This window comes from Flavobacterium muglaense (assembly GCF_014305155.1).
GTDB classification, from domain to species: Bacteria; Bacteroidota; Bacteroidia; order Flavobacteriales; family Flavobacteriaceae; genus Flavobacterium; species Flavobacterium muglaense.
In genome coordinates this window covers 1-24,718 of record NZ_JACRUK010000055.1, presented here as the reverse complement: position 1 = coordinate 24,718, position 24,718 = coordinate 1, and the positions used below count along the sequence as shown (strand labels likewise).

At 33.9% G+C, this 24,718-nt stretch carries 19 protein-coding genes; 15 read left to right on the top strand and 4 right to left on the bottom strand.

Annotation, left to right across the window (positions count from 1 at the left end; all coding sequences use genetic code 11):
* Window positions 1–49: 49 nt before the first annotated feature.
* Window positions 50–805: a sensor histidine kinase gene (locus tag H8R24_RS15600; protein WP_225876845.1), complete on the bottom strand. Its 756-nt coding sequence runs from the start codon at window positions 803–805 to the stop codon at window positions 50–52.
* 256 nt (window positions 806–1,061) lie between these two features.
* Between H8R24_RS15600 and H8R24_RS15595 the strand changes: the two genes are divergently transcribed.
* From H8R24_RS15595 to H8R24_RS15560, 8 genes are all read left to right on the top strand, one after another.
* Entirely contained in the window at window positions 1,062–3,437 is a 2,376-nt protein-coding gene (locus tag H8R24_RS15595; RefSeq protein WP_187020874.1) for a TonB-dependent receptor, read from the top strand.
* Between the two features lie 20 nt (window positions 3,438–3,457).
* On the top strand, window positions 3,458–4,279 hold the full coding sequence (locus tag H8R24_RS15590) for a DUF4249 family protein (RefSeq protein ID WP_187020876.1): 822 nt from the start codon (window positions 3,458–3,460) through the stop codon (window positions 4,277–4,279).
* Window positions 4,280–5,227: 948 nt separating this feature from the next.
* A complete protein-coding gene (locus H8R24_RS15585) occupies window positions 5,228–5,734 on the top strand; it encodes a hypothetical protein (protein WP_187020877.1) in 507 nt (168 codons plus the stop codon).
* Window positions 5,735–5,790: 56 nt separating this feature from the next.
* Window positions 5,791–6,351, top strand: coding sequence for a hypothetical protein (locus tag H8R24_RS15580; protein WP_187020878.1), 561 nt, complete (start codon window positions 5,791–5,793; stop codon window positions 6,349–6,351).
* Between the two features lie 216 nt (window positions 6,352–6,567).
* A complete protein-coding gene (locus tag H8R24_RS15575; RefSeq protein ID WP_187020879.1) occupies window positions 6,568–8,874 on the top strand; it encodes a type IA DNA topoisomerase in 2,307 nt (768 codons plus the stop codon).
* Window positions 8,875–9,061: 187 nt separating this feature from the next.
* Window positions 9,062–9,550, top strand: a complete 489-nt coding sequence (locus tag H8R24_RS15570) for a DUF6265 family protein (protein WP_187020880.1) — start codon at window positions 9,062–9,064, stop codon at window positions 9,548–9,550.
* Window positions 9,551–9,733: 183 nt separating this feature from the next.
* Window positions 9,734–12,136: a TonB-dependent siderophore receptor gene (locus H8R24_RS15565; RefSeq protein WP_187020882.1), complete on the top strand. Its 2,403-nt coding sequence runs from the start codon at window positions 9,734–9,736 to the stop codon at window positions 12,134–12,136.
* Between the two features lie 27 nt (window positions 12,137–12,163).
* Window positions 12,164–12,712 carry a PepSY-associated TM helix domain-containing protein gene (locus tag H8R24_RS15560; protein WP_187020885.1) on the top strand — a complete coding sequence of 183 codons (549 nt, stop codon included), beginning with the start codon at window positions 12,164–12,166 and terminating at the stop codon, window positions 12,710–12,712.
* Window positions 12,713–12,794: 82 nt separating this feature from the next.
* Here the strand turns inward: H8R24_RS15560 and H8R24_RS15555 are convergent, their stop codons facing one another.
* Window positions 12,795–13,169: a hypothetical protein gene (locus tag H8R24_RS15555; RefSeq protein ID WP_187020887.1), complete on the bottom strand. Its 375-nt coding sequence runs from the start codon at window positions 13,167–13,169 to the stop codon at window positions 12,795–12,797.
* Window positions 13,170–13,628: 459 nt separating this feature from the next.
* On the opposite strand from H8R24_RS15555, the gene H8R24_RS15550 reads away from it, so the two are divergent.
* Window positions 13,629–13,958: an outer membrane beta-barrel protein gene (locus H8R24_RS15550; RefSeq protein ID WP_187020890.1), complete on the top strand. Its 330-nt coding sequence runs from the start codon at window positions 13,629–13,631 to the stop codon at window positions 13,956–13,958.
* A 368-nt stretch (window positions 13,959–14,326) separates the two neighbouring features.
* Here the strand turns inward: H8R24_RS15550 and H8R24_RS15545 are convergent, their stop codons facing one another.
* Window positions 14,327–16,960, bottom strand: a complete 2,634-nt coding sequence (locus H8R24_RS15545) for a valine--tRNA ligase (RefSeq protein ID WP_187020898.1) — start codon at window positions 16,958–16,960, stop codon at window positions 14,327–14,329.
* A gap of 226 nt (window positions 16,961–17,186) precedes the next feature.
* Here H8R24_RS15545 and H8R24_RS15540 point away from each other — a divergent pair, with 226 nt between their 5' ends.
* The gene (locus tag H8R24_RS15540; protein WP_187020899.1) at window positions 17,187–17,576 is read left to right on the top strand and encodes a DUF1573 domain-containing protein; all 390 of its coding nucleotides are present in this window, start codon (window positions 17,187–17,189) and stop codon (window positions 17,574–17,576) included.
* A 60-nt stretch (window positions 17,577–17,636) separates the two neighbouring features.
* Here H8R24_RS15540 and H8R24_RS15535 read toward each other — a convergent pair whose 3' ends face one another.
* Window positions 17,637–18,965, bottom strand: coding sequence for a retropepsin-like aspartic protease (locus H8R24_RS15535; protein ID WP_187020900.1), 1,329 nt, complete (start codon window positions 18,963–18,965; stop codon window positions 17,637–17,639).
* Window positions 18,966–19,091: 126 nt separating this feature from the next.
* Between H8R24_RS15535 and H8R24_RS15530 the strand changes: the two genes are divergently transcribed.
* The 5 genes from H8R24_RS15530 (at window position 19,092) to lgt (ending at window position 24,163) form a co-directional block, all read left to right on the top strand.
* Window positions 19,092–20,285 (top strand): pyridoxal phosphate-dependent aminotransferase, encoded by a 1,194-nt coding sequence (locus tag H8R24_RS15530; RefSeq protein WP_187020901.1) that lies wholly within the window; start codon window positions 19,092–19,094, stop codon window positions 20,283–20,285.
* A gap of 259 nt (window positions 20,286–20,544) precedes the next feature.
* Window positions 20,545–21,216, top strand: a complete 672-nt coding sequence (gene folE, locus H8R24_RS15525) for a GTP cyclohydrolase I FolE (protein ID WP_187020903.1) — start codon at window positions 20,545–20,547, stop codon at window positions 21,214–21,216.
* 125 nt (window positions 21,217–21,341) lie between these two features.
* Complete coding sequence (cysS, locus tag H8R24_RS15520) at window positions 21,342–22,820, top strand: cysteine--tRNA ligase (RefSeq protein WP_187020906.1); 1,479 nt, start codon at window positions 21,342–21,344, stop codon at window positions 22,818–22,820.
* Between the two features lie 64 nt (window positions 22,821–22,884).
* The gene (gene yidD / locus H8R24_RS15515; RefSeq protein WP_187020911.1) at window positions 22,885–23,145 is read left to right on the top strand and encodes a membrane protein insertion efficiency factor YidD; all 261 of its coding nucleotides are present in this window, start codon (window positions 22,885–22,887) and stop codon (window positions 23,143–23,145) included.
* A 58-nt stretch (window positions 23,146–23,203) separates the two neighbouring features.
* A complete protein-coding gene (gene lgt / locus H8R24_RS15510) occupies window positions 23,204–24,163 on the top strand; it encodes a prolipoprotein diacylglyceryl transferase (RefSeq protein ID WP_187020908.1) in 960 nt (319 codons plus the stop codon).
* Window positions 24,164–24,718 lie beyond the last annotated feature (555 nt).

Sequence of the window (24,718 nt, the reverse complement as noted above, 5' to 3'; positions counted from 1 at the left end):
AATGTACATTTTTAGAAGCTAAAAGCGAAATGCACTAAAGTGCATAGTTTTAACTATTTTTGGGACCAATAAAAAAATCAAAATTATCTCGTCTTACTTTTTCCAAATTTAAGAAATCTTCTAAAAAATGAATATCAGAAGTTAGTAAAACCTTTTCTCTCGCACTATCATACAATTGATAACGTAATAAATCACTCAATTTTATTAAAACTTGTGATGCTTTTTCAGGGTCTTTCTTGGTCAATACATTAGCATTATTGAGCATGTTAAAAAGAAAATGTGGATTGATTTGATTTTTTAATTGTTCTAATTCGGCATTTGCATTGGCTTGTTCTAATTCGGTTATCAATTGAGTATCTAGCATCCATCTTTGAAATAATTTGATTGCAGCAGAAGCAGAAACAAAAACAATTATGGTAAAAGAAAGCGGTAAAAAACTTAGGTATTCTTTATTAGGGTCTAATCTAACTCCTTCATCATAAATAAATTTATAGATTAGATCAATAATCCCTGATATGGAAATAACAACAATAACCGATAAGAAATAAGCAGCATATTTATTTTTAAACAAAAGTCTTGGTACTAGTACATACATATTGGTATAAACCAATACTAGAAATAGTAGTAAAGCAATTATTTGGCTAATAGTTTCATTAGCTTCTGGATACTCTGGCTTACTGTAATAAATTGCAAGACCGATAAAAACTATCATTATCAAATGCCTGTAGAATCTATATTTCGATGAAATAAAAAACTGTAGCATTAAGTTTTTATCAATCAATTCTCTACGTAATGTTTCACTCATAATCAATAAAATATATTTCAAACAAATGTAAAGCATAAAACTTTTACAAATAATATTTTATACAAAAGTGGTTTCTTTTTATACAAAAAAACCAAGGTGATTTCTATTTATAATGGTATTCAAAACTTTTAGTAGTCATAAAATATGTTTTCCTATAAAAGATAATCAGTTTGGTATAATTCAAAAAAAGCCAATTCCATAATACAATAGTTTTGCAAAAAAAAATACAAATCATTTAATTTAAATATTTTAGTAAATGAAAATCAAAATCCAGCATTTTATTTTAATTATTCTTATGACTATGTGTTCAGCATACTCTCAGGATAAAGTTACGTTGAGTGGAACTATTGCAAACAAGTCTAATAATGAAACGTTAATTGGAGTAAATATTATCATTCCAGAAGCTAAAGTTTCTTTTAGCACAAACTCTTATGGTTTTTATTCAATTACATTGCCAAAAGGAGATTATTCCATCATTATTAGCTATGTAGGGTTCGAAAGTTTTAAAGAATCAATTTCATTAACTCAAAACACCAAAAAGAATTTTTCAATGATTGAAAACAGCAAATCATTGGATGAAGTGGTTATTAAAACCAATAAAACTAAAGTAAACATTCGAAAACCCGAAATGAGTACTAATAAGCTATCAATTGCAACTATCAAAAAAATGCCTGCTGTTATGGGAGAAGTCGATATTTTAAAATCGGTTTTGCAATTACCAGGAGTAACTAATGCTCAAGAAGGCGCTACTGGTTTTAATGTAAGAGGTGGTTCAGTTGATGGTAATCTTGTTGTATTAGATGAAGCAATTATTTACAATACCTCACACCTATTCGGATTTTTCTCTGTCTTTAATTCCGATGTAATCAAAGATTTAAAATTATACAAAGGAGGAATTCCAGCCAATTTTGGCGGTAGAATATCTTCGGTCTTAGATATTTATCAAAAAGAAGGAAATAATAAAGAATTCCATATCAATGGTGGAATTAGCTTAATATCAAGTCGTTTACTAATTGAAGGCCCTGTTGTTAAAGAAAAAAGTTCATTCGTTATTGCTGCTAGAACTTCTTATGTCAATTTATTTTTGCGAATGGCAGAGAATGCAAAAAGAGTCTCTTTTTACGATATAAATACAAAATTCAATTACAAATTCAATGATAAAAACAACGTTTTTGTATCAGGATATTTAGGTAATGACAATCTCAATTTCGGTAATAGTTTTGAAAACACTTATGGAAATAACATATTAAATGTACGTTGGAACCATATATTTTCAGATAAAGTATTTTCTACTGCGTCGGCCATTTACAGCAATTATAACTACGGATTGAAAATAAAACTTATCGGTCTTAATTGGAAATCAGATGTAAAAAACTACAATTTTAAGTATGATTTTAAAAATTATATTTCGAATAATTTGACTTTAAATTATGGTTTAAATTCTATTTATTACAAATTTAACCCTGGTACAATTAGTCCGCTTGATGCGTCTTCAACTATTAACCCTGACCAAATTGCTAATAAATATGCTTTTGAAAACGCATTATACATTAGTGCTGAACAAAAAATTTCGGATAAATTATCCTTGAATTATGGCCTACGATATAGCAATTTTCAACGATTAGGGCAACAAAAATTAAACACTTATTTGAATAATCAACCCGTAGTTTTTAATCAAGAGTTACAAATTTATGAAGAAGCAATACCAACGGGTATCACAAATTATGGCAAAAACAAAAAAATTGTAAGCTTCGATAATCTTGAACCACGTTTAGCTGTGGCATATTCTTTAAACAACGATCAATCTTTCAAGGCAAGCTATAATAGAATGAGTCAATATGTACACTTAATTTCCAATACAGCATCAGTATCACCGCTAGACATTTGGGCTCCAAGTGATCAATATTTAAAACCTGAAATTTTAGACCAAGTAGCAATTGGTTATTTTCAAAATTTTCAAGACGATAAATACTCATTAGAGGTAGAAACGTTTTACAAAAAAATAAAAAATAAGGCTGACTATATTGATGGTGCTAATTTAGTTGCAAATGACGCATTAGAAAAAGTGACTTTAAATGGTAAAGCACGCTCGTATGGTTTAGAAATTATGCTCAAAAAAAATACGGGAAAACTAAACGGTTGGATTTCTTATACTTTATCAAAAGCCGAACAAAGAACATCTGGTAGAACTGCCGATGAGCCAGGAATTAATAATGGCGAATGGTATCGCGCTAACTTTGACAAACTTCATAATTTGTCAGTAACCACTGCTTACGAATTTAACGAAAAATGGTCTTTTGGTGGAATTTTTACCTACCAAACAGGTAAAGCGGCAACATTTCCAAATGGTAAATACCAGTATCAAGGCGTTACAGTTGCAAATTATGGTTTAAGAAATAAAAATAGCCTTTCGGCGTATCATCATCTAGATATTTCAGCGACTTATATTCCAAAACCAGACAAGAAAAAAGGTTGGCAAGGAGAATGGGTATTTAGCATTTACAATGTTTACAACAGAAGTAATGCAGCTTCGTACTTCTTTAGTCAAAATGAAACTTCTGGAGAAAATGAAGCTAAACGAACTTCAATATTCGGAATTATTCCTGGCATAACATATAATTTTAAATTTTAAATACTAAAAAACCATACGATATGAAACTATACAAAACAATACTAATACTTGCAATCGGCTTGTTTTTAACAGGTTGCGAAGATGTAATTAATGTAAATTTAGACACAGCACAACCTAAATTAGTAATTGACGCATCGATCGATTGGGCAAAAAACACAAAAGGTAACGAACAAAAAATTAAACTCTCGACCTCAACAGGCTATTACAGTTCCCAATTTCCAACCGTTTCCGGAGCAACCGTTCTTGTAACCAATACTGCAAATACCGTTTTTAATTTTACAGAAACTCCAAATACTGGAGAGTATAAGTGTAATAATTTCCAACCCATTATTGGAGAAACCTATACATTGACAGTTACCCTAAATGGAGAAACATACAAGGCTACCGAAACATTAACAGCTACTCCAGTAATTCAGAAAACAATAATTCAAAATAATAATGGTGGTTTTGCTGGAGACGAAATTGAAATTAAATTTTCATATCAAGACGATGGGACTCAAGACAATTTTTATTTGAATAGTATTACAACAAGTCATATTGTCTTCCCTAAATTTGATGTAAGCAGTGATCAATTAAATCAAGGAAACCTAATATCACTATTTTACACTCAAAAAGATTTAAAATCTGGAGATATTGTATTTATAAAATTATTCGGAACATCAAAAAGATTTCACGATTACTTCAAAAAAATATTAATAGCATCGGGAAATGATAGAAATCCATTTTCAACAATTCCAGCAGTAGTTAGAGGAAATATAATCAATCAAACTAAAAGTGCCAATTTTGCTTTTGGATATTTTAGATTATCCGAAGTAGATACTTTGTCATATATAGTTCAATAAATTATTAAATAAAATGGCATTTACAAATCAAAGAGAAGATGAAATTTTATTTTGGGGTTTGATTTTTCTGGTGACTTTCTTATATAGTATATTACCTATGCTATTTAAAATAGAATTTTAAATAGCCACCTTTGATTGCTACTATAACAATAATTGACAATTGTATGAATATTGTTGCTATAACATATATTGATAATAACTTAAGACTAGTTATATATCTAAACAAACTACCTAGCTACTATAAAAAAATCAAAGACAAAACAATGATTACTATTCTACTATATCCAATTTCATTAATTCCGTCAAAAACTTTATACTTCTTTTCCGCTTTATGCGCCTATTTATTATATCATATCTTCAAACACCCAGCTCTACGAAGTCTCACGACTTCGTAGCACAAACAGAGCAAGCAATACAATTCCACAATCAAAGTCTTTGCGAGGAACGAAGCAATCGCACTATCTAAGCAAATCTAACAAATCGTTTAAACGGATATACGGGATGTGATCCCTCATTCTTCGGGATGACAAGATTATGGAAGTAAATTGAAGAAATGGATTGAACAATCACATAAAAACCAATAAATTATCTAAGTGGATATACTGGATGAGATTGCTCATTCTTCGGGATGACAAGATTATGGAAATAAATTGTGGAAATAGATTGAAGAAATGGCATGGACAAGAAAATAAAATCTAATAACTAATCTTAACGGATATACGGGATGTGATCCCTCATACTTCGGGATGACAAGATGGATGTATTATGCCTTAAACCCCCTTGCGCAACTTTATGTTTTTTCTTTGCGAAGCGCTGTCAAACCAAAACACCTAATCTAGTCTCGCAATACTTTATTAATCTACTCCACTAAAAATTAAATAAATTTGTTTCTCAAAATTATATCCTTACATTCATACTTTAAAAAACACACAATACGCAACAATCATTATGGACAAATATTTACGTCAATTGATCTCAATTGAATTCGAAGACAAAAAAGACATTTTTACAGGATTTTTAATCGATTGGACGGAAGACTGGATTCTTCTAAAAAATAATCCTGTCGATTTTATCATTGATGGTTTTACTATTTTGAAAAACAAAAATGTAAAAGCAATCATTCAAGACAAGGATCATGAATTCACGGAGAAAGTCATTAAACTAAAAGGATTAAAAACCAGTGCCGAAGAGATTATTCCGCTTACTAACTTAGAAGCCATTATCACTTTTTTAGCCCATAAATACGGAATTTTTCAAATTGCTAAAAAGTCGGATAAAGCAGTTTACTTAGGGAAATTAATGGAGTATTCAGACCAAGTACTAGTTATGGATTTTTTAAATCCAGAAGGAGAGTTTGAAGGCATCATGACTTTTAAAAACAGTAAAGTAAGAGTAATTGAATTTGATACAGATTATATCAATTCATTAAAATTGCTTGTTAATGACAACAAATAGTTTCCAATTCACTTCTACGATTGGTAGTGAAAAACAGTCGAAAACAAATAAAAATTATGCTAAAACCAAAAACAGCAGCTACTTTAGGACTTCTCTTTTTTGTGACAAGTTATGTGTTCTTTGCATTAATTTCATTAAATACTCAAAAACACATCGATCTTGCACATTGGTTCAACTTAATTGGAGCTGTACTGCTGTTTTCATTTAATAATGTGTTTCCTAAAAACAGCCTAAACACCTTTGCTTGTGTCTTAACCACGTTGGGCATTATTGCGCATATCGGACTTTGTACTATCGATTTTATTATGTGGAGTTTTGGCAATGATGCGATTGGTAGCGAAAAGTTAAGTGTGCAAATAAGTCAAACACCATTAATAGTATACCCTTTTGTTATTATAGGCCCATCACTCCTATTTATAGGTCTAGCGACACACGCCATAAATTTCATTAAAACACATACCATTAGTAGTTTAATGGTCATAATAGGAGGGCCATTTGTAGGTATTTCCTATTTTGTTTTAAAAAGTGGTCCATTAATGTTAGTGAGCTGTGTGATTTTTACCAGCGGATTAGCTTTACTGCTTTATAGAAACGAACTTGAAGCTATTAAAAAATAGTTTTAATAAGTCAAACAGAAATACTTTGTAAAGTCTCTCGCTCAGACTCTTTACTTAGTCAAAGTGACAAAATTGAGGGTGTTCTTAATTAAAAATTCACAGTACATTCGGTTCAAGAAAACAGCTGTTCCCTTAACCGTTCATAACTCCTGCCTTTTTCCTTTTAATACCAATTTCTAAATTCCTAATTTGCGCCCTCAAAATCAGTAGAAGAAAATGAAGGTCTGTATTGCCGAGAAACCAAGTGTAGCGCGTGAAATTGCATCCGTATTAGGAGCTAATACCAAACATGATGGCTATTATGAAGGGAATGGCTATGCGGTGACTTACACTTTTGGTCATTTATGTACCTTAAAAGAACCTAATGATTACAAACCCTACTGGAAAAGTTGGGATCTGAATAACCTACCCATGCTTCCTGAAAAATTTGAGACGAAAGTAGTTGAGAATTCGGGTATTCAAAAGCAGTTTAAAATCATTAAAGGATTGTTTGACAAAGCTACTTTGGTAATCAATTGCGGGGATGCTGGACAAGAAGGAGAACTGATTCAGCGCTGGGTAATGAACGAAGCCAATTACAAAGGCGAAGTGCAACGATTATGGATTTCATCACTTACAACCGAAGCCATTAAGGAAGGTTTTGATAACTTAAAACCATCTGCCAATTACGATAATTTATACTATGCCGGCTTTTCTAGAGCTATTGGTGACTGGTTGCTAGGCATGAACGCCACCCGTTTGTACACTGTAAAACATGGCGGATACAAACAAGTTTTATCTATTGGTCGTGTGCAAACACCTACACTCGCAATGGTGGTAGATCGCTGGAAAGAAATAGAAAATTTTAAACCGCAACCGTACTGGGAATTACAAACCTTATATAGAGAAACCCTTTTTAGCTATGAAGATGGTCGCTTTCTAAAAAAAGAAGATGGAGAAGTTCTGGCAAATAAAGTCCAAGAAAGTGAGTTCGAAATCGTTTCTGTCGAGAAAAAGAAAGGAAACGAGTTTGCTCCTAAACTATTTGATTTAACAGGATTGCAAGTATATTGCAATACCAAGTTTGGGTTTTCGGCAGATGAAACTTTGAAAATTGTACAAACCTTATACGAGCAAAAAGTAGTGACCTATCCCAGAGTAGACACTACCTTTTTACCAAACGATATTTACCCTAAAGTTCCCGGAATTCTTCAAAAGTTAACCAACTATGCTACTTTGACTGAACCACTTTTAGGAAAAAAAATTAAAAAATCGACTAAAGTTTTTAATGATAAAAAAGTAACTGATCACCACGCGATCATTCCTACCGGAATCCAATCGAACTTGCAGTACAACCAACAGCAGGTTTACGATATTATCACAAAACGTTTTATAGCCGTTTTTTATGATGATTGTTCAGTAGCCAATACTACCGTTATTGGTCAAGCTGCCGAAGTATTATTTAAAACCACGGGTAAAGAAATTTTAAGCAAAGGCTGGCGCATTGTTTTTGAGGATCCCAACGCCAAAGAGAAAGAAGCCGACATTCTGCCTTCATTTATAAAAGGCGAAAAAGGCCCACACCAACCTTCGTTTTTAGAAAAAGAAACCAAACCGCCCAATCAGTTTACAGAGGCTACCTTACTACGTGCCATGGAAACCGCCGGAAAACAAGTAGACGATGAGGATTTGCGAGAATTAATGAAGGAAAACGGCATCGGTCGACCCTCTACACGAGCAAATATTATTGAAACCTTGTTCAAACGCCAATATATTGTTAGGAATAAAAAACAAGTTTTACCCACCCCTACTGGCATTCAGTTGATTGATACGATTCAAAATGAATTGGTCAAATCGGCAGAACTTACCGGTTCATGGGAAAAACAGCTAAAAGACATCGAAAAAGGGACCTTTACCGCTGGAGCCTTCATCAATAACATGAAGCGCATGGTCGATGCCTTGGTGTATGAAGTACGCAGTGAAACAAGGCGCGCTAATATTTCGCATGCGGGAAGCGTTCAAAAACAAGCAGCCAAAGTCGAGAAAAAGAAAGCCGCTGGGATCAATGCAGAAACTTGCCCTAAATGTACAAAGGGTACTCTTTTAACTGGAAATTCGGCTTACGGTTGCACCAATTATAAAGCAGGATGCAACTTTGTACTGCCTTTTACTTTTGCCAATAAAAAAATATCCGAAAACCAATACTTGCGTTTGCTTCAAAAAGGCTCAACCGTAAACTTAAAAGATTTTAAAACAGATACTGGAAGTATGGAAGGTTTATTGCGCTTTGACACTGATTTCAGTTTAGTTTTAGAACAAAAAAAGACGGCAACTCCTACTCCTTCTAAAGCAAAAACTGCTGATACACTCGCCTGCCCCAAATGTCAAAAAGGAACCGTACTAAAAGGCAATACCGCTTATGGTTGTAGTGCGTACAAGGAAGGTTGTGACTTTAAAATACCCTTTGATCTGGTACGTGAAAAATTAAAAGACCAAAAACCAACTAAAGAATTAGTGCATACTATTTTAAAAGAAAATTTCTAGAACACTTTTTTTTAGGAGCTATTTCCAGCTCCCGAAAGCTTTCGGGACGCTATATTCCCGCTAATAAAAACTACGGCTAGAAAAAAGCCTTGTTTTTCTAAATCGGGAGATGCCGCTTTTATCTGGGCTAGTTGCGTTTATTTTTCCTAATTTTGTATTCGTTCAACTAAAAACAATTAGAATCATCATGTTAAAAAACATTACTCTTCTACTCCTTATAGTGACTTTTGCTTCATGCAAAAAATCTAATTCAGCTGAAAATGCCGAAAAAGAAAAAATAAAATCTTCTCGCTGGTTGCTGGGAACTTGGGAAAACAAATCGGCTGAAGGAAGCTTAAAAGAAATTTGGTCTAAAGTAAACGACAGCACTTTCGAAGGACAATCGTACTTCATAAAAGCAAAAGACACTATTCATTTTGAAACCATACAATTGCAACAAACAGGGGATGAATTCACTTATACAGCCACCGTTAAAGGACAAAACAACGACAAACCAGTAGCGTTCAAAATGACTAACAACACAGAAACCGAATTGGTATTTGAAAACCCTACACATGATTACCCTCAAAAAATTAGCTATAAAAACCTTTCTAACGGAAGCATAACTGCTGAAATATCGGGGACGCAAGCTGGAAAACCCAGCTCAGAAAAATATGAGATGAAGAAAACACAGTAAATACATATCGACCTTATTAAAAAACCTTGCTAACAACAAGGTTTTTTTTATGCCTATTAGCGACTGATTTTCAAACTCTTAAAATCAAGTTAAAAATATTATTAATATTTAGTCTAAATAAGCTTTGTGATTTCAAAAACACATTCTATATTTGTACTATTATTTTTAATTAATCTAAATAAAATGAAAGCCCAACTTAGAGTTATAGCGTTATTATTATTTGTCACCCTTTTTGCAAGCGCACAAGAAAAAGGCATTATACAAGGAAAAATAACATCAGCAGATGGATATCCTTTAAAAGAAATTGTTATCAAATTAGCCAAGGGAGCTTACACCAGTGAAACTTCAAAAGACGGAACTTTTAGATTTGAAAATTTCCCAGTAGGCACACACACTTTGATCATTGAAGGAGAAGGATTAAAAAAACAATCTAAAGAAATAAAAGTAACCGCCAATACTGTTACTAATGTCTCATTTACATTGCAAGAAAACATCGAATCCTTGCAAGAAATTGTAATCATCTTTAAAGGAAGTACGAATAAGAAAAAAGAAAATGTACTTTCGGGATTGACCTTAAAACCAATGGACATCCCACAAAGTATCCAAATAATAGGAAACGACATCATCACACAACAACAAGCGATCCGCTTAAGCGAAGTAATAAAAAATGTAAACGGTGCTTATATCGGTTCGGCTAGAGGTGGTGCACAAGAATCTGTATGGTCTCGAGGATACGATATGACATCTAATAATATGTTCAAAAATGGTTTCCGTTTTAGCGGAGGTTCCATCCCAGAAGTTTCTTCTTTAGAAAAAGTAGAAATTTTAAAAGGGAGCGCTGCGCTATTGTTTGGAAACGTAGCTCCAGGTGGAATCATGAATATGGTTACTAAAAAGCCTTCATTCGAACAAGGAGGAGAAATAAGCATGCAAGCCGGAAGTTATGCCTTTTACAAGCCTTCTATTGATATTTATGGGCCATTAAACAGCTACATTGCGTATCGTTTCACTGGATCTTATGAAAACTCAGAGAGTTTTAGAAATGTTGTTAAAAAAGAACGTTACTATATTAACCCTTCCTTTCTCTTTAAAGTAAGCAATAAAACCGAAATTGTATTGCAAGGAGACTATTTACATGACAACTGGACACCAGACTTTGGTACGGGAATCATAGGAAAAGAAATTGTAGCGCTACCACGTAGTACGTATTTAGGAGCTACATGGTCTAATGGACAAACGAGACAATCTAGCGTTTCTGGTTTAGTAAAACACGAGTTTAATAAAGATTGGAAGTTAAACTTCAATACCTCTTTTCAAGATTACAACAGAGACTCTAAAGGTACAGAACGTATTCAGCCTGCAGCTAACGGAAATTGGAGTAGACCATTAGGACAAAACAGAAACTTGGAACAAATTATCGGTCAACAAATTAACCTACAAGGTTGCTTTACTACGGGAAAAGTAAAACATCAAATTTTTACTGGTGTTGATTTCGAAAACTCATACGTTCAAGCTTATACCTTTACTTTTTCCCCAACTACGTACGGGTCTGGTTCTATTTTAGATTTTGCCAACTTTGATCAAGGCGGAGCCATTCCAGATGCTACCAATACTAAAATTGTAAAAACAGATACCAATCGTTTTGGAATTTATGCACAAGATTTAATTTCGATTACAAATAAATTCAAAGTATTAGCAGGCTTGCGTTGGTCATGGCAAGAATCAGTAGCTGAAACCACTGATTTCACAAAAACACCAGTAACAATTACCGAAGACCAAACTAGAATTGACCAAGCATTTACACCTAAAATAGGATTGGTTTACCAACCTACTGCGGACATGTCATTATTTGCTAGTTACTCCAATTCATTTACACCTAACACAGGAACTACAGTAGACTTAAAAGTAATTAAACCTTCAATAATCGATCAATACGAAGCGGGAATTAAAAAAGATTTTTGGAAAGGACTATTCAGTACAAACGTTACAGTGTACCAAATTACAAACAGTAACCTAGCACAAACAGCCGAATTTAAAGCCGATGGTTCTAATAATACTGATTCGTCTATCAAAGTTTTATCCGGAGAAACAACGAGTAAAGGAATTGAAATTGACCTTACAGCAAGACCCATTGAAGGCTTAAGCATCAACGCAGGATACAGCTACAATGATATGCGTTACACAAAAACATCAGGTCTAAACAGAAGTTTTATTGAAGGAGACCGATTGGCTAGAACTCCTGCTAATACGGCAAACATGAGCTTTTTCTATACTTTACAATCAGGTGTCCTTAAAGGAATATCAATTGGAGCAATTGGAAATTATATAGGACAGCGTGTAGGTGGATGGAACAACCAAATTGTTATAGATTCAAAAACTCAAGTACAAACTATTAATGATAGAGAAATCCCGCTAAGCGATTACACAACTATAGATGTATCAGCTGGATATGAATGGGGTAAATTTTCACTTCTATGCAAATTATCAAACGTAGCCAATACATTGAATTACACCGTTCACGAGAATTATAGTGTTAACCCAATTGCTCCACGTCAAGTATTGACTTCGCTTAAATATAAATTCTAAATATTCAATTTCAAAAGTATTGTACTCATGAAAAAATTAAACTTTAGAAATTTACACCGTGATTTAGGTTATTTCTATATCGGATTGATTGTTTCCTTTGCTTTTTCAGGCTTGATGATGAACCACAGAGAATCATGGCATCCTGAAAAATACACTACCGAAACTAAAGCGATTGCCACAGTGCTACCGCAAGAAAAAGAACTCAACGAGGACTTTGCCGAAGATTTAGGTAAAAAATTAGGAATACAAGACAAAATGAGACGCCAGATGGTTAAAAAAGGAACTTATAAAATCTCATTCGAAAATCATGATGTCGAAATTGACCTTAAAACTGGAAAAGGAGAAATAGTATCTTTCTTCAAGACTCCAATCCTTAGTCAATCCATGTCATTACACAAGAACACCTCTAATTTCTGGATATATTATTCTGATATTTTTGCACTAAGCTTAATTATAATTGCTCTTACAGGAACCATAATGATTAAAGCTGGAAAATTCAGTTGGAAAAACCGAGGCTGGAAACTAGCCGTTGCTGGTGTTGTATTTCCTTTATTGTTTTTAATTTTATTTGGTTAAAAATAATCCTATCAAAAAAAATCCGTGATGATGCCTCTGCATTATCACGGATTTTTTAGTTCAATTTCTTAAAAAAGAAAGACTACTCTATTTCAATTCCATTTTCTTCTAATAATTCATAGAGATTATGGTGCTGCGTTGGATCGTATTTCTCGATTCCACTTTGATACCATTTTGAAATCACATTAATTTGGTGGGTAGTATACTCATCTGTTTCGATTGAAAAACCAAACATTCCTGCTACTAGAAAATCTTCTAGAACTTTTTCAGTTACAATACGTTTTGGAATTCCTTGACTTATAAAACCATTCATTCCTTCGTACTCTAAACGACCCGAATTAAAACCAGCAATAAAAGCCGCTTTTTTTCGTCCTTTAATGGTAGCAAAAGGATTTAACCCTTTGGTATGTCCGTCAAAATAGTCTTTTCTATAAATGGGATCTAATATATTTTTCATGTTTTGCTCTTGTGGTATTTGAGAATTAAAGTACAAAAGTAAGTGAGTTTCATTTGTACATACAAATAAATCGTTTAAAGGAATATATACTCTTTAAAATACAAGCACTATGTAGTTAGTCGATAAAATTATTAAAAATTAGCCGGCATGAAGGAAATAGGATGCCCTCCATAATAATAAAACACAATCCTAGTTCGCTCGTGAATAACAGTTTTTAACCCCCTTCTTTTTTCCGTAAACACATCTCTTTTATTTGCTTTTTGTTTGTAAGCAAAACCCTTCCAACAGCGTACAAACTACTCTTTTTAAGTGTTTTATTAATTTAATTTTAAGAAAAATGGACTATAAATAAAACTTTATGTTAAATATAGCGAAATCATTGTTAAAATTAATTTAAAGCAACTTTTTCATCCAAAATAAAGTAGGTTATTTGACCTATAAATCTTAAATTTTTAAATTATGGAAAAAATTTTATTAGCAGCTGTAGTAACCGTTTTCGGACTACTAAATGGTAACGCACAAGCAATTAAACTTGGTGTTAAAGCAGGATTAAACTTTGCCTCAGTTAGTGGGAATTACACAGCAAACCCCGAAACCGTAACAGGTTTACATTATGGTGTAATGGCCGAAATACCACTTACTGAAAAATTTTCTTTTCAACCTGAAGCTCTATTTTCTGGCCAAGGATTTTCTTTAAGTAGCAATACGGTAGCGCTAAGCTATTTAAACATTCCATTAATGGGGAAATACTACGTCACAAAAGGACTAAGTCTAGAAGCGGGGCCATAAATCGGGTTCTTATTATCTGCTAAACAAGAAAGTGTTAATGTAAAGGACTCATTCCGTTCCTTAGATTATGGTGTTAATGCAGGATTAGGATACAAACTAGACAACGGACTTAATTTTGGTCTACGTTATAAAGTTGGATTAGCTAACATTAATAAAACAAATACGTTTACCAATAAAAATGGTGTAGCACAAGTTTCTATTGGCTACTTCTTTTTATAAGACGTGATAATTTTTAAAATCATATTATCGATACAAATCTATTTTAGATTTTCTTAACCCTATTACAGATTTGTATCCCTATCTACAAAAAACAACAAACCCGACCTATAATATAAGTCGGGTTTGCTGTTTGATAGCAATTAAAAATCTTATTTCAATCCAGCCAAACTGTTTTCGATAGTTTCAATTTTTGCCAAGGCATCGGCTTGTTTTTGTTTTTCGTTTGCCAACACTTTCTCTGGCGCACCAGCCACAAATTTCTCATTTGCTAATTTATTTTGAACTGATTTCAAGAATCCTTTTGTGTATTCTAATTCTGTTGTCAGTTTTGCGATTTCTTCTTCAACGTTAATATTTCCGGTAATCGGAATGAAATACTCATTTGAATTCACACGGTACGATAACGCGCCATCTACTTTCTCTGTAACATATTCTAATGATGTGATATTTCCTAATTTGATTACAACCGAATCAAAATATGTAGATACAATATCGTTGTTGATTGCTTTTAATTCAATCGCATCTTTAAACGGAATGTTCTTGTCCTTACGAATCGTTCTCACCCCAGAAATTACTTCCATCGTATTTTCAAAATCAGCAATTAAAGCCGCGTTAAACGGTTTCATCTCCGGCCAAGTCGAAACGATAAGTGCTTCTTCTTTTGTTCTTGGAGCTACTATTTGCCAAATTTCTTCTGTCAAGAATGGCATAAAAGGATGTAATAATTTCAAGTTGTTTTCAAGCATTTCTATCGCTTTCGCAAAAGTTACGCTGTCAATAGGCTGCTGGTATGCTGGCTTGATCATCTCTAAAAACCAGGAACAGAAATCATCCCAAACTAATTTGTAAATCCCCATTAAAGCATCCGAAATTCTGTATTTCTCAAAGTTGTCTTCAATATCAACTAAAGTTTGCTGCAACTTCGCTTCGTACCATTCTATCGCTACCTTAGATGATTCTGGTTGCGGAATAGAATCAGATACTTCCCAACCTTTGATTAATTTAAATGCATTCCAAATTTTATTGGTAAACCCTTTTCCTTGGTTACACAATTCTTCATCAAACATAATGTCGTTTCCTGCAGAAGCACTTAAAAGCAATCCTACACGAACACCATCGGCACCAAATTTCTCGATTAAGTCTAATGGATCAGGTGAGTTTCCTAATGACTTAGACATTTTACGTCTTTGTTTGTCACGAACTAAACCAGTCAAATACACATTTGTAAAAGGTTTTTTATCGGTATATTCATAACCGGCAATAATCATTCTCGCTACCCAGAAAAACAAAATATCTGGACCCGTAACTAAATCATTTGTAGGGTAATAGTATTTAAAATCTTCACTTTCCGGATCCATTATTCCACCAAAAACCGACATTGGCCAAAGCCAAGAAGAAAACCAAGTGTCTAAGGCATCAACATCTTGTCTTAAGTCAGTAGTGAGAAGTGAGTCGTTAGAAGTTTTACTTTTTGCTAAAACTAATGCTTCTTCGATAGATTCAGCAACTACAAAATCCTCTTTACCATCTCCGTAGAAATAAGCCGGAATTTGTTGTCCCCACCACAATTGACGTGAAATATTCCAATCGCGGATGTTGTTTAACCAGTGTGCATAGGTATTATTGAAACGAGCTGGGTGTAGTTTAATATCCCCATCAACCAATACCGACTGAATCGCTGGTTTTACTAAATCTTCCATTTTCAAGAACCATTGATCTGACAATCTTGGCTCGATTACTGCTTTTGTTCTTTCAGAAGTTCCCACTTTATTTAAATGTGTTTCGGTTTTTGCCAAAGCACCAATTGTTTCCAACTCTTTGGCTACTTCTTCACGAACCACAAAACGATCTTTTCCTTGGTAATGTAAACCAAAACTGTTCATTGTAGCATCTTCATTAAAGATGTCAATAATTTCAAGGTTGTGCTTCTCTCCTAGCGTTTTGTCATTCATATCATGAGCAGGAGTCACTTTTAGGCATCCTGTTCCAAATTCGATATCAACATATTCATCTTCGATAATAGGAATAACTCTACCACAAATAGGAACAATAGCTTTCTTTCCTTTTAGGTGCGTAAAACGTTCGTCATTTGGGTTGATACAAATAGCACTGTCTCCAAAAATAGTTTCAGGACGCGTCGTTGCAATTGTCAAGAAATCTTCCGATCCTTCAATTTTATATTGGATAAAATATAATTTACCTTGTCTTTCTTCAAAAATTACTTCTTCATCAGACAAAGTCGTTTTGGCTTCAGGATCCCAGTTTACCATACGGTACCCACGGTAAATCAAACCTTTATTGTATAAATCTACAAAAGAGCGAATAACAGATGCTGACATATCAGGATCCATAGTAAACTTAGTGCGCTCCCAATCACATGATGCACCTAGTTTTTTTAATTGCTCTAAAATTACACCACCATATTTGTCAGTCCAGTCGTAAGCATGCTTTAAAAACTCCTCACGAGTCAAATCGGCTTTATTGATTCCTTCTTGTTTTAATTTGGCAACCACCTTAGCTTCTGTTGCAATCGAGGCGTGATCCGTTCCCGGGACCCAGCAAGCGTTGAAGCCTTTAAGACGTGCACGACGAATCAAAACATCCTGAATGGTATTGTTTAACATATGTCCCATGTGCAAGACTCCAGTCACGTTGGGTGGTGGAATTACAATAGTATAAGGTGTTCTGTGGTCAGGCTCTGAGTGGAAATAGTTATTTTCCATCCAGTAAGCATACCATTTATCTTCAATCGTCTTAGCGTCAAATTGTGCAGGAATTGTCATTGTATCGTGGATATGTTTAATCGTTATAAGTCATTTCTAATTTCTAAATAATACACTGATTAGCAGATGTGTAACTCGCAAACGATTTAAAAAAAATAGTTTGGTCTAATTATTGTATTTCATAGAGGGAACAAAAGTAAATAATTAAGTACACTATAAAAAGCGAAATAAAAATTTGTGCTCTAATTAAAACAAAGTATATTTACTTTATTAAATAAATTTTAAAATGAAAAAAATAGCAACAGTAATCGCAGTCATAATCTTTAGTAGTTTTGGATTTGCACAAAACGGTGCTAAAATTGACTTTAAAGATGAAAACAACACTATAGATTACGGAACAATATCAAAAGCAAATGACAATGGAATACGCTCTTTTGTATTTACAAACACAGGAAATGCGCCTTTAATCATTACTTCAGTACAATCAACATCAAGTTGTACGATTTTATCAAAACAAATGGACACCATTTTACCTGGGAAATCTTCTAAAATTGAAGTAAAATACAATATGGTTCCTGGTCCTATCAGGAAAACAATTACAGTAGAGTCTAATGCTACCAATTATGACGATGGTAGAATTCCGTTGAAAATTAAAGGAGAAGTGGTTGCAAACTAACGCTTCAAACCTATTACTGCAAGCGCCTCTTGATATCCAATTCAAGAGGTGCTTTTTTTTTTACAAAATATTAAGGAGTTGGAATTTAAATTTTAGAGGCATTCCATTTCGATCAATGTCAATAGTAATCCACTTTTCCTCTTCTGCTTTTAGAAAAAAAGTTATTTCCTGTAGGCTGTATCGATGAGCAGCATGACCATTTATAGCGATGAGTACATCCCCTTTTTTCAATCCTTGAACTGCTGCAGGCGAGTCTTTCCTTACACTTGTGATCTCATAGACTGGCTTTAATTGAAATTTATATTTAAACTCAGATGTTTTTTTATCTCCTCTACTTTCATAAGGATCCACAACGATGGGTATGGTTTGAAGCTGAACCGTTTCTTGCACCCACTGCATGCCGGTATGACTTATTTCTACCCCACTTTTATTGTACACAAATGGCGCGTCATAATTGCTGTTTTTCTTGAGAAATAAAATATTATTCGAATAATCAAAAACCAGTCTGAATCTTTTTAATATCTCGCCACCCACAGAACCAATGCGACCCGAAACCATCTTAACATGTTGGACCGAACTAGAATCAGGAAAGGCACCTATGACGTTCTTAAATTTAAAATTGGCTATTGAAAAAGAACCAATACGTGCTCTGCTTCCGTGCACATCACCACTAAAACCTTTACCCAGATAGTCTTCAAAACTTTTTTGAGGAACCTGTATTTTATTTAATGCATTTTGAAAAAGCCATACTGCATCACTATTCCCAATATCAATCAATAATTTAGACTGAGTTTCAACCGAGCCCGTACTAACATTAGCGACTAAATACGGTTTTGCTCTCTCGATCGTAATGGGGACTTTCTCAAATCTCCGCTCTATTCTTCGGCGGTTTTTAATGGTTTCTTTGTATAAAGTAATTCTTTTCTTGGCATAATTGATTTCGATTAAATGATCTTTCAAAAAACTGTACCCTATAATACCATTAACGGGAATTCCGATATGAGACGACAAATTAAAATTTTGATCCAAAATAACATATAATAAATGATCCCGAGCCTCTAGCCCTTTTACTTCTACTAAATTGCCCGTTGCTTTTAGACCCTCAATTTCTTCCTCGCTGCCAAGCCCCCTTAATCTAATCTTTTCTATGTTTTTAAAACGCAATTCTTTTTTCTCTTCAAGACTAAATAGCACTGTTTCCTCAACCCCAGAGTCCAACAGAAATGTTAGTTCTACCCCATTCACTTGTAATGGAATAAAAACCAAATTATTAATTAATTTAAAAGGAATACTCACTTTATTGCGCTTGGTTACAAAACGAAAACCGTCTTGGGCAAAAAAAGAAAAGCTATATAGAAATAAAAAAAAGCAGAAGGATTTTTTTCTCATAGAAAGGTCTTTCTATAAAATTACTGTTTTTTGGGACAAATATTGCGTTTTTAACAATAATTAAGGGAAACAACCGTCTTGGATTTAAAAAAAAATTCGCAATTTTGCATTTCAATAATTCTAACTATGCCAAAAATATCTAAAAAAGGCGCTCAAATGCCTGAGTCACCGATACGTAAATTAGTTCCATTTTCTGAAATTGCAAAGAAAAAAGGAAACAAAGTATACCATTTAAACATTGGTCAACCCGATATCAAAACACCTGAAGTAGCTATAAATGCTGTGAAAAACTTCGATGTTGAAGTATTAGAATACAGCCACTCTGCAGGTTTTGAAAGCTATAGAAATAAACTTTCAGCATTTTATAAAAAAACGGGTTTACCTATTGAAACCGAAGATATCATTATCACAACTGGTGGATCAGAAGCTTTAATGTTTGCCATGGGAAGTACTATGGATCAAGGGGATGAAATCATCATTCCAGAACCTTTCTATGCAAATTACAACGGGTTTTCAACATCATCTGGTGTGAATGTTGTTCCTGTAATTTCATCCATTGACAGTGGTTTTGCTTTGCCTCCAATCGCTGATTTTGAAAAATTAATCACTCCAAAAACAAAAGCAATCCTTATTTGTAACCCTGGTAACCCTACTGGTTATTTGTATTCGAAAGAGGAAATCATGCAATTGGCTGAAATTGTAAAAAAACACGATTTATTCTTGATTGCTGATGAAGTTTATAGAGAATTCACTTATGATGGTGATGTACACTACTCTGTAATGAACATTCCTGGACTGGAAGAAAACGCAATCATGATTGATTCGGTTTCAAAAAGATACAGTATGTGTGGAGCAAGAATTGGTTGTATTGTTTCAAAGAACAAAGAACTTATGGCTACAGCAATGAAATTTGCGCAAGCGAGATTAAGCCCTCCAACATTTGCTCAAGTTGCTAGTGAAGCTGCTCTAGATACTCCTCAAAGTTATTTTGACGAAGTAATATCAGAATATAGAGAGCGCAGAGATACGCTTATCACTGAATTGAATAAAATTGAAGGCGTAAAAGTAGCTACTCCAAAAGGCGCTTTTTACTGTATCGCTGAATTACCAATTGACAATGCCGATCAATTTGCTCAATGGTTACTAGAATCGTACGACTTTAATGGTGAAACAGTAATGGTTGCTCCTGCTGCTGGTTTTTACTCTACTCCGGGAGTTGGTTTAAACCAAGTACGAATAGCATACGTATTGAAAAAAGAAGACTTAATTACTGCTGTACAAATTCTGAAAGAAGCTATTACAGTTTATAATGCAAAATAATACTTGTCAATCCTGAAGAAATACAAGTAAAAATAGTTGTACTCCACTTACCGATTAATTGTACAACACACTCAAAACAAAGGCAATAACTAGATTTTAGTTATTGCCTTTGTTATTATAACAGCACCTATAATAGGTCTCGATTAGTATCAACCCATTTATACCGAGCACATATTATTAAAACCTTTAGAAATTCTTTAGTTTTTATTAATTATCTTTACAGCCTAAAAATATATACCCACTATAATAGTACCTTTTAATGATACATAATGAAGAAATTCATGACGAAATAGGAGATAATCATATTGGCTCATGTGCAAAAAATCCAGTTCGAGACGATGCTTTTGCAATTACTGACGAAGAAAAGATTGAAAAAATAAAAAAAGATGTTGAAAGTATCCTACTTACACTTGGGATGGATTTGACTGATGACAGCATGAAAGGCACACCAAATCGTGTGGCTAAAATGTTTGTAAAAGAAATTTTTGGCGGATTGAATCCAGAGAAAAAACCAAAAGCATCTACATTTGACAATAATTACAAATACGGTGAAATGTTAGTTGAAAAAAACATTACACTTTACTCTACTTGTGAGCATCATTTATTACCTATTATTGGTAGAGCACATGTTGCTTATATTTCAAATGGGAGAGTTATTGGTCTATCAAAGATGAACCGTATTGTTGAATACTACTCAAAGAGACCACAAGTTCAAGAACGTTTAACTATGCAAATTGTTCAAGAATTACAACTTGCACTAGGAACTCAAGATGTTGCTTGTGTAATTGATGCAAAGCACCTATGTGTAAACTCGAGAGGAATTAACGATATTGAAAGTAGTACCGTTACATCTGAATTTGGAGGGAAATTCAAGGAACCACAAGCACGTAGAGAGTTTTTGGATTACATAAAACTAGACACTAAGTTTTAATAAAACGAGACTGTTAATCAAATAATCAAATGCCTAGCCCTGATTGAAGTGAAAATCCTTTTTATTTTTTCTTTAAAAATAAAAAGATTGCAACGGAAAGCAGGATTAGCTTCTAAAAAACAAACATGCCTTTATATACAAGTCAAACACTGAAAATATACAATTCTCTTTCGGGAGAAAAAGAAACTTTTGTGCCTATTAATGAAGGAAACATTGGAATGTATGTGTGCGGCCCAACGGTTTATAGCAATGTACACCTTGGAAACGTGAGGACTTTCATGTCTTTTGACGTTATTTTTAGGTATTTATTGCATCTAGAATACAAAGTGCGTTACGTACGTAATATTACTGATGTGGGGCATATTGTAGACGATGTTGATGAAGGTGAGGATAAAATTGCCAAAAAAGCCCGTTTAGAGCAACTGGAACCTATGGAAGTGGTACAACGCTACACTGTAGATTTTCACGACATCTTGAAGGCGTTTAACTTTTTACCACCAAGTATTGAGCCTACAGCAACTGGTCATATTATTGAACAAATTGAAATTATCAAAAAAATTATTGATTCGGGTGTAGGTTACGAAGCTAACGGATCCGTTTATTTTGATGTGGTAAAATTCAATAAAACCAATCATTATGGACGATTAAGTGGTCGAAATATTGAAGACATGCTTGCTAATACGCGTGATCTTGATGGACAATCAGACAAGAGAAATCCACAAGATTTTGCGCTTTGGAAAAAAGCCGAACCACAACATATCATGAGATGGCCTTCGCCTTGGAGCGACGGTTTCCCGGGATGGCACCTTGAATGTACAGCTATGAGCACCAAATATCTGGGTAATCATTTTGATATTCACGGTGGCGGAATGGATTTAAAATTCCCACATCATGAGTGTGAAATAGCACAAAACGAAGCTTGCACAGGACAAACTCCTGTAAATTATTGGATGCATGCTAATATGCTTACTCTAAACGGTAAGAAAATGGCAAAATCTACTGGTAATAATATCTTACCAAGAGAAATCTTGACAGGAGACAACAGCATTTTAAGCAAAGCTTTCTCCGCTTCGGTTGCGCGTTTCTTCATGTTACAAGCACATTATAGAAGTATTCTTGACTTTTCTGACGATGCTATTGTTGCTGCCGAAAAAGGTTATAAAAGATTAATGGAAGCTATGGACAGCCTTAAAAACATAAGCGCCAGTACCAAAAGCACTATTGACATTGCGAGCTGGAAACAAGCTTGTTACGAAGCAATGAATGACGATTTTAACTCGCCTATACTAATTGCTCAGCTTTTTGAAGGTGTGCGTTATGTAAATTTATTGCACGATAATAAAGAAACCTTAAATGCTGCCGACTTAGCTGATTTTACCAAAACGATGCATGCCTTTGTATTTGATGTTTTAGGACTAGAGGACGAAAACGCATCTGCTAACAGTAATAACAAACTAGAAGGAACTGTCAATCTACTTATTGCCATGAGAAATCAAGCGAGAGCCGACAAGAATTTTGCATTGTCTGATCAAATACGCGATCAATTGCTTGCTATTGGTATTCAATTGAAGGACGGTAAAGAAGGAACTACTTTTAGCGTTTAACCACGTTATTTAAGAACGTTTATGACAACCAAAAAACAGCAATCTTGTGCAAAAGCTTACAATTATACTATCAAAAATTCTAATATTTCCGCTTTTAGTAGTTGTTCGTTTTTATCAAATAGTCATTTCACCTTTAACGCCTGCAGCTTGCCGCTTTGAACCTACTTGCTCCACCTATATGATAGATGCATTGAAGATTCATGGTTTGTTTTACGGCGGTTTTTTAGGAATAAAAAGGATTTTAAGCTGTCATCCTTGGGGAAAAACAGGCTATGATCCCGTTCCGAAAAAGAAATGCAAACATCATGAGCCTACAAAGCTTTAACTTAAATTTCATAATACACTTTAAACAAAAATGTATTTTTACAACAAATAAAAAATAAATGACACAGACTTTGAATATTGTTTGGAATCCAGCGGAAGGAATAGACCTTGGTTTTTTCGTTATCCGATTTTACAGTTTAATGTTTGTAATCGCTTTTGGATTAGGCTGGTACATCATGAAAAACATCTTTGAACGTGAGAACGAATCAGTTGAAAAACTAGACTCTCTGTTTGTATGGACCGTTTTAGCAACCTTAATTGGAGCAAGACTAGGGCACGTGTTTTTTTACGATTGGGAATATTTTCGCAATCATCCAGTCGAAATATTACTACCAATTAGAGAAAATAGCGCTGCAAGTTTATTTGGACTAATAGACGGATGGGAATTTACTGGTTTTCAAGGATTAGCTAGCCATGGCGCTGCGATATCAATCATTCTAGCTATGTATTTCTTTAGTAAAAAAGTACTAAAAAGACCTTTATTATGGATCCTAGATCGTGTAGTTATAGCGGTAGCAAGTGGAGCCATATTTGTCCGACTAGGGAATTTTTTCAACTCAGAAATTGTAGGTAAAGAAACAACATCATCATTTGGAATCCGATTTGTAAGGGATCATTTTAGTCCTCGAGACGCAGTTAATGCTACACAAATGCCAAATTCTAACGAAGCATATAACGCGATAGTAAATAATCCCCAGTTTGCTAATTTATTAGCAGAAGTACCTGCAAAGCATCCTGCCCAATTGTACGAAGCGTTTTGTTACGTTTTTGTGTTTGCTGCCTTATTCTTCTTGTATTGGAAAACCGAAGCGCGACTTAAATCAGGCTATTTATTTGGTCTTTTCTTAGTATTGCTTTTTAGTGTAAGAATAGTAGTTGAATCTGTAAAGGAAAGCCAAGGTGGATTTGAAACTTCTTTAGGAAACATACTATCAACTGGACAATGGCTTAGTATTCCCTTTATTTTAATTGGCGCATATTTTATATTTACTGCCAAGAAAACAAAAACAGAACTATAATTGTAACTCCTATTTTTCTCAACATACAGCTTCAACCACTTGGTTGGAGCTTTTTTTATGGCTTCTATTAAAAGATTGCAACAGCATTGTGCCTCGTCACCCAACTATTTTACTCGCGCTATATCGTAATTCTTATTCTGACAAACCGCCGCGTTTCCACAGACAATGTTAACTATTCAAGAATAAAACCTTATACCCAAAGAATTACCAAGTCGAACAGACCAATCATCTACCCGCTTACTATCTTTTTACATATCTAGTAACACAAAGCACATTCAAAAGAGTTCTTCCACCGCCATCGTTAACACAACACACAAAGCTACAAATTTGAGCCTTTATAGCAACCTAAAACTATTTCAACAAGCGTTTTGTACAAAATAATAACTAAGTGTCTTATTTGAGAATTTAAGTAGCATTTTAGTGGCACTAGACTTTATCTGGATTAATTTATAGAACAAAAAAAAGACCCAATTTTTCAAGAGGGCACTGAAAAACTACGCATATTTTGATTAACGTCGTTTTCTAGAGATTAAAAAAGCGCTTATAATAGGATTT

Coding starts and splice junctions, on each gene's coding strand:
- H8R24_RS15600 (WP_225876845.1), bottom strand. CDS start 805: ATGAGTGAAACATTACGTAGAGAATTGATTGATAAAAACTTAATGCTA.
- H8R24_RS15595 (WP_187020874.1), top strand. CDS start 1,062: ATGAAAATCAAAATCCAGCATTTTATTTTAATTATTCTTATGACTATG.
- H8R24_RS15590 (WP_187020876.1), top strand. CDS start 3,458: ATGAAACTATACAAAACAATACTAATACTTGCAATCGGCTTGTTTTTA.
- H8R24_RS15585 (WP_187020877.1), top strand. CDS start 5,228: ATGGACAAATATTTACGTCAATTGATCTCAATTGAATTCGAAGACAAA.
- H8R24_RS15580 (WP_187020878.1), top strand. CDS start 5,791: ATGCTAAAACCAAAAACAGCAGCTACTTTAGGACTTCTCTTTTTTGTG.
- H8R24_RS15575 (WP_187020879.1), top strand. CDS start 6,568: ATGAAGGTCTGTATTGCCGAGAAACCAAGTGTAGCGCGTGAAATTGCA.
- H8R24_RS15570 (WP_187020880.1), top strand. CDS start 9,062: ATGTTAAAAAACATTACTCTTCTACTCCTTATAGTGACTTTTGCTTCA.
- H8R24_RS15565 (WP_187020882.1), top strand. CDS start 9,734: ATGAAAGCCCAACTTAGAGTTATAGCGTTATTATTATTTGTCACCCTT.
- H8R24_RS15560 (WP_187020885.1), top strand. CDS start 12,164: ATGAAAAAATTAAACTTTAGAAATTTACACCGTGATTTAGGTTATTTC.
- H8R24_RS15555 (WP_187020887.1), bottom strand. CDS start 13,169: ATGAAAAATATATTAGATCCCATTTATAGAAAAGACTATTTTGACGGA.
- H8R24_RS15550 (WP_187020890.1), top strand. CDS start 13,629: ATGGAAAAAATTTTATTAGCAGCTGTAGTAACCGTTTTCGGACTACTA.
- H8R24_RS15545 (WP_187020898.1), bottom strand. CDS start 16,960: ATGACAATTCCTGCACAATTTGACGCTAAGACGATTGAAGATAAATGG.
- H8R24_RS15540 (WP_187020899.1), top strand. CDS start 17,187: ATGAAAAAAATAGCAACAGTAATCGCAGTCATAATCTTTAGTAGTTTT.
- H8R24_RS15535 (WP_187020900.1), bottom strand. CDS start 18,965: ATGAGAAAAAAATCCTTCTGCTTTTTTTTATTTCTATATAGCTTTTCT.
- H8R24_RS15530 (WP_187020901.1), top strand. CDS start 19,092: ATGCCAAAAATATCTAAAAAAGGCGCTCAAATGCCTGAGTCACCGATA.
- folE (WP_187020903.1), top strand. CDS start 20,545: ATGATACATAATGAAGAAATTCATGACGAAATAGGAGATAATCATATT.
- cysS (WP_187020906.1), top strand. CDS start 21,342: ATGCCTTTATATACAAGTCAAACACTGAAAATATACAATTCTCTTTCG.
- lgt (WP_187020908.1), top strand. CDS start 23,204: ATGACACAGACTTTGAATATTGTTTGGAATCCAGCGGAAGGAATAGAC.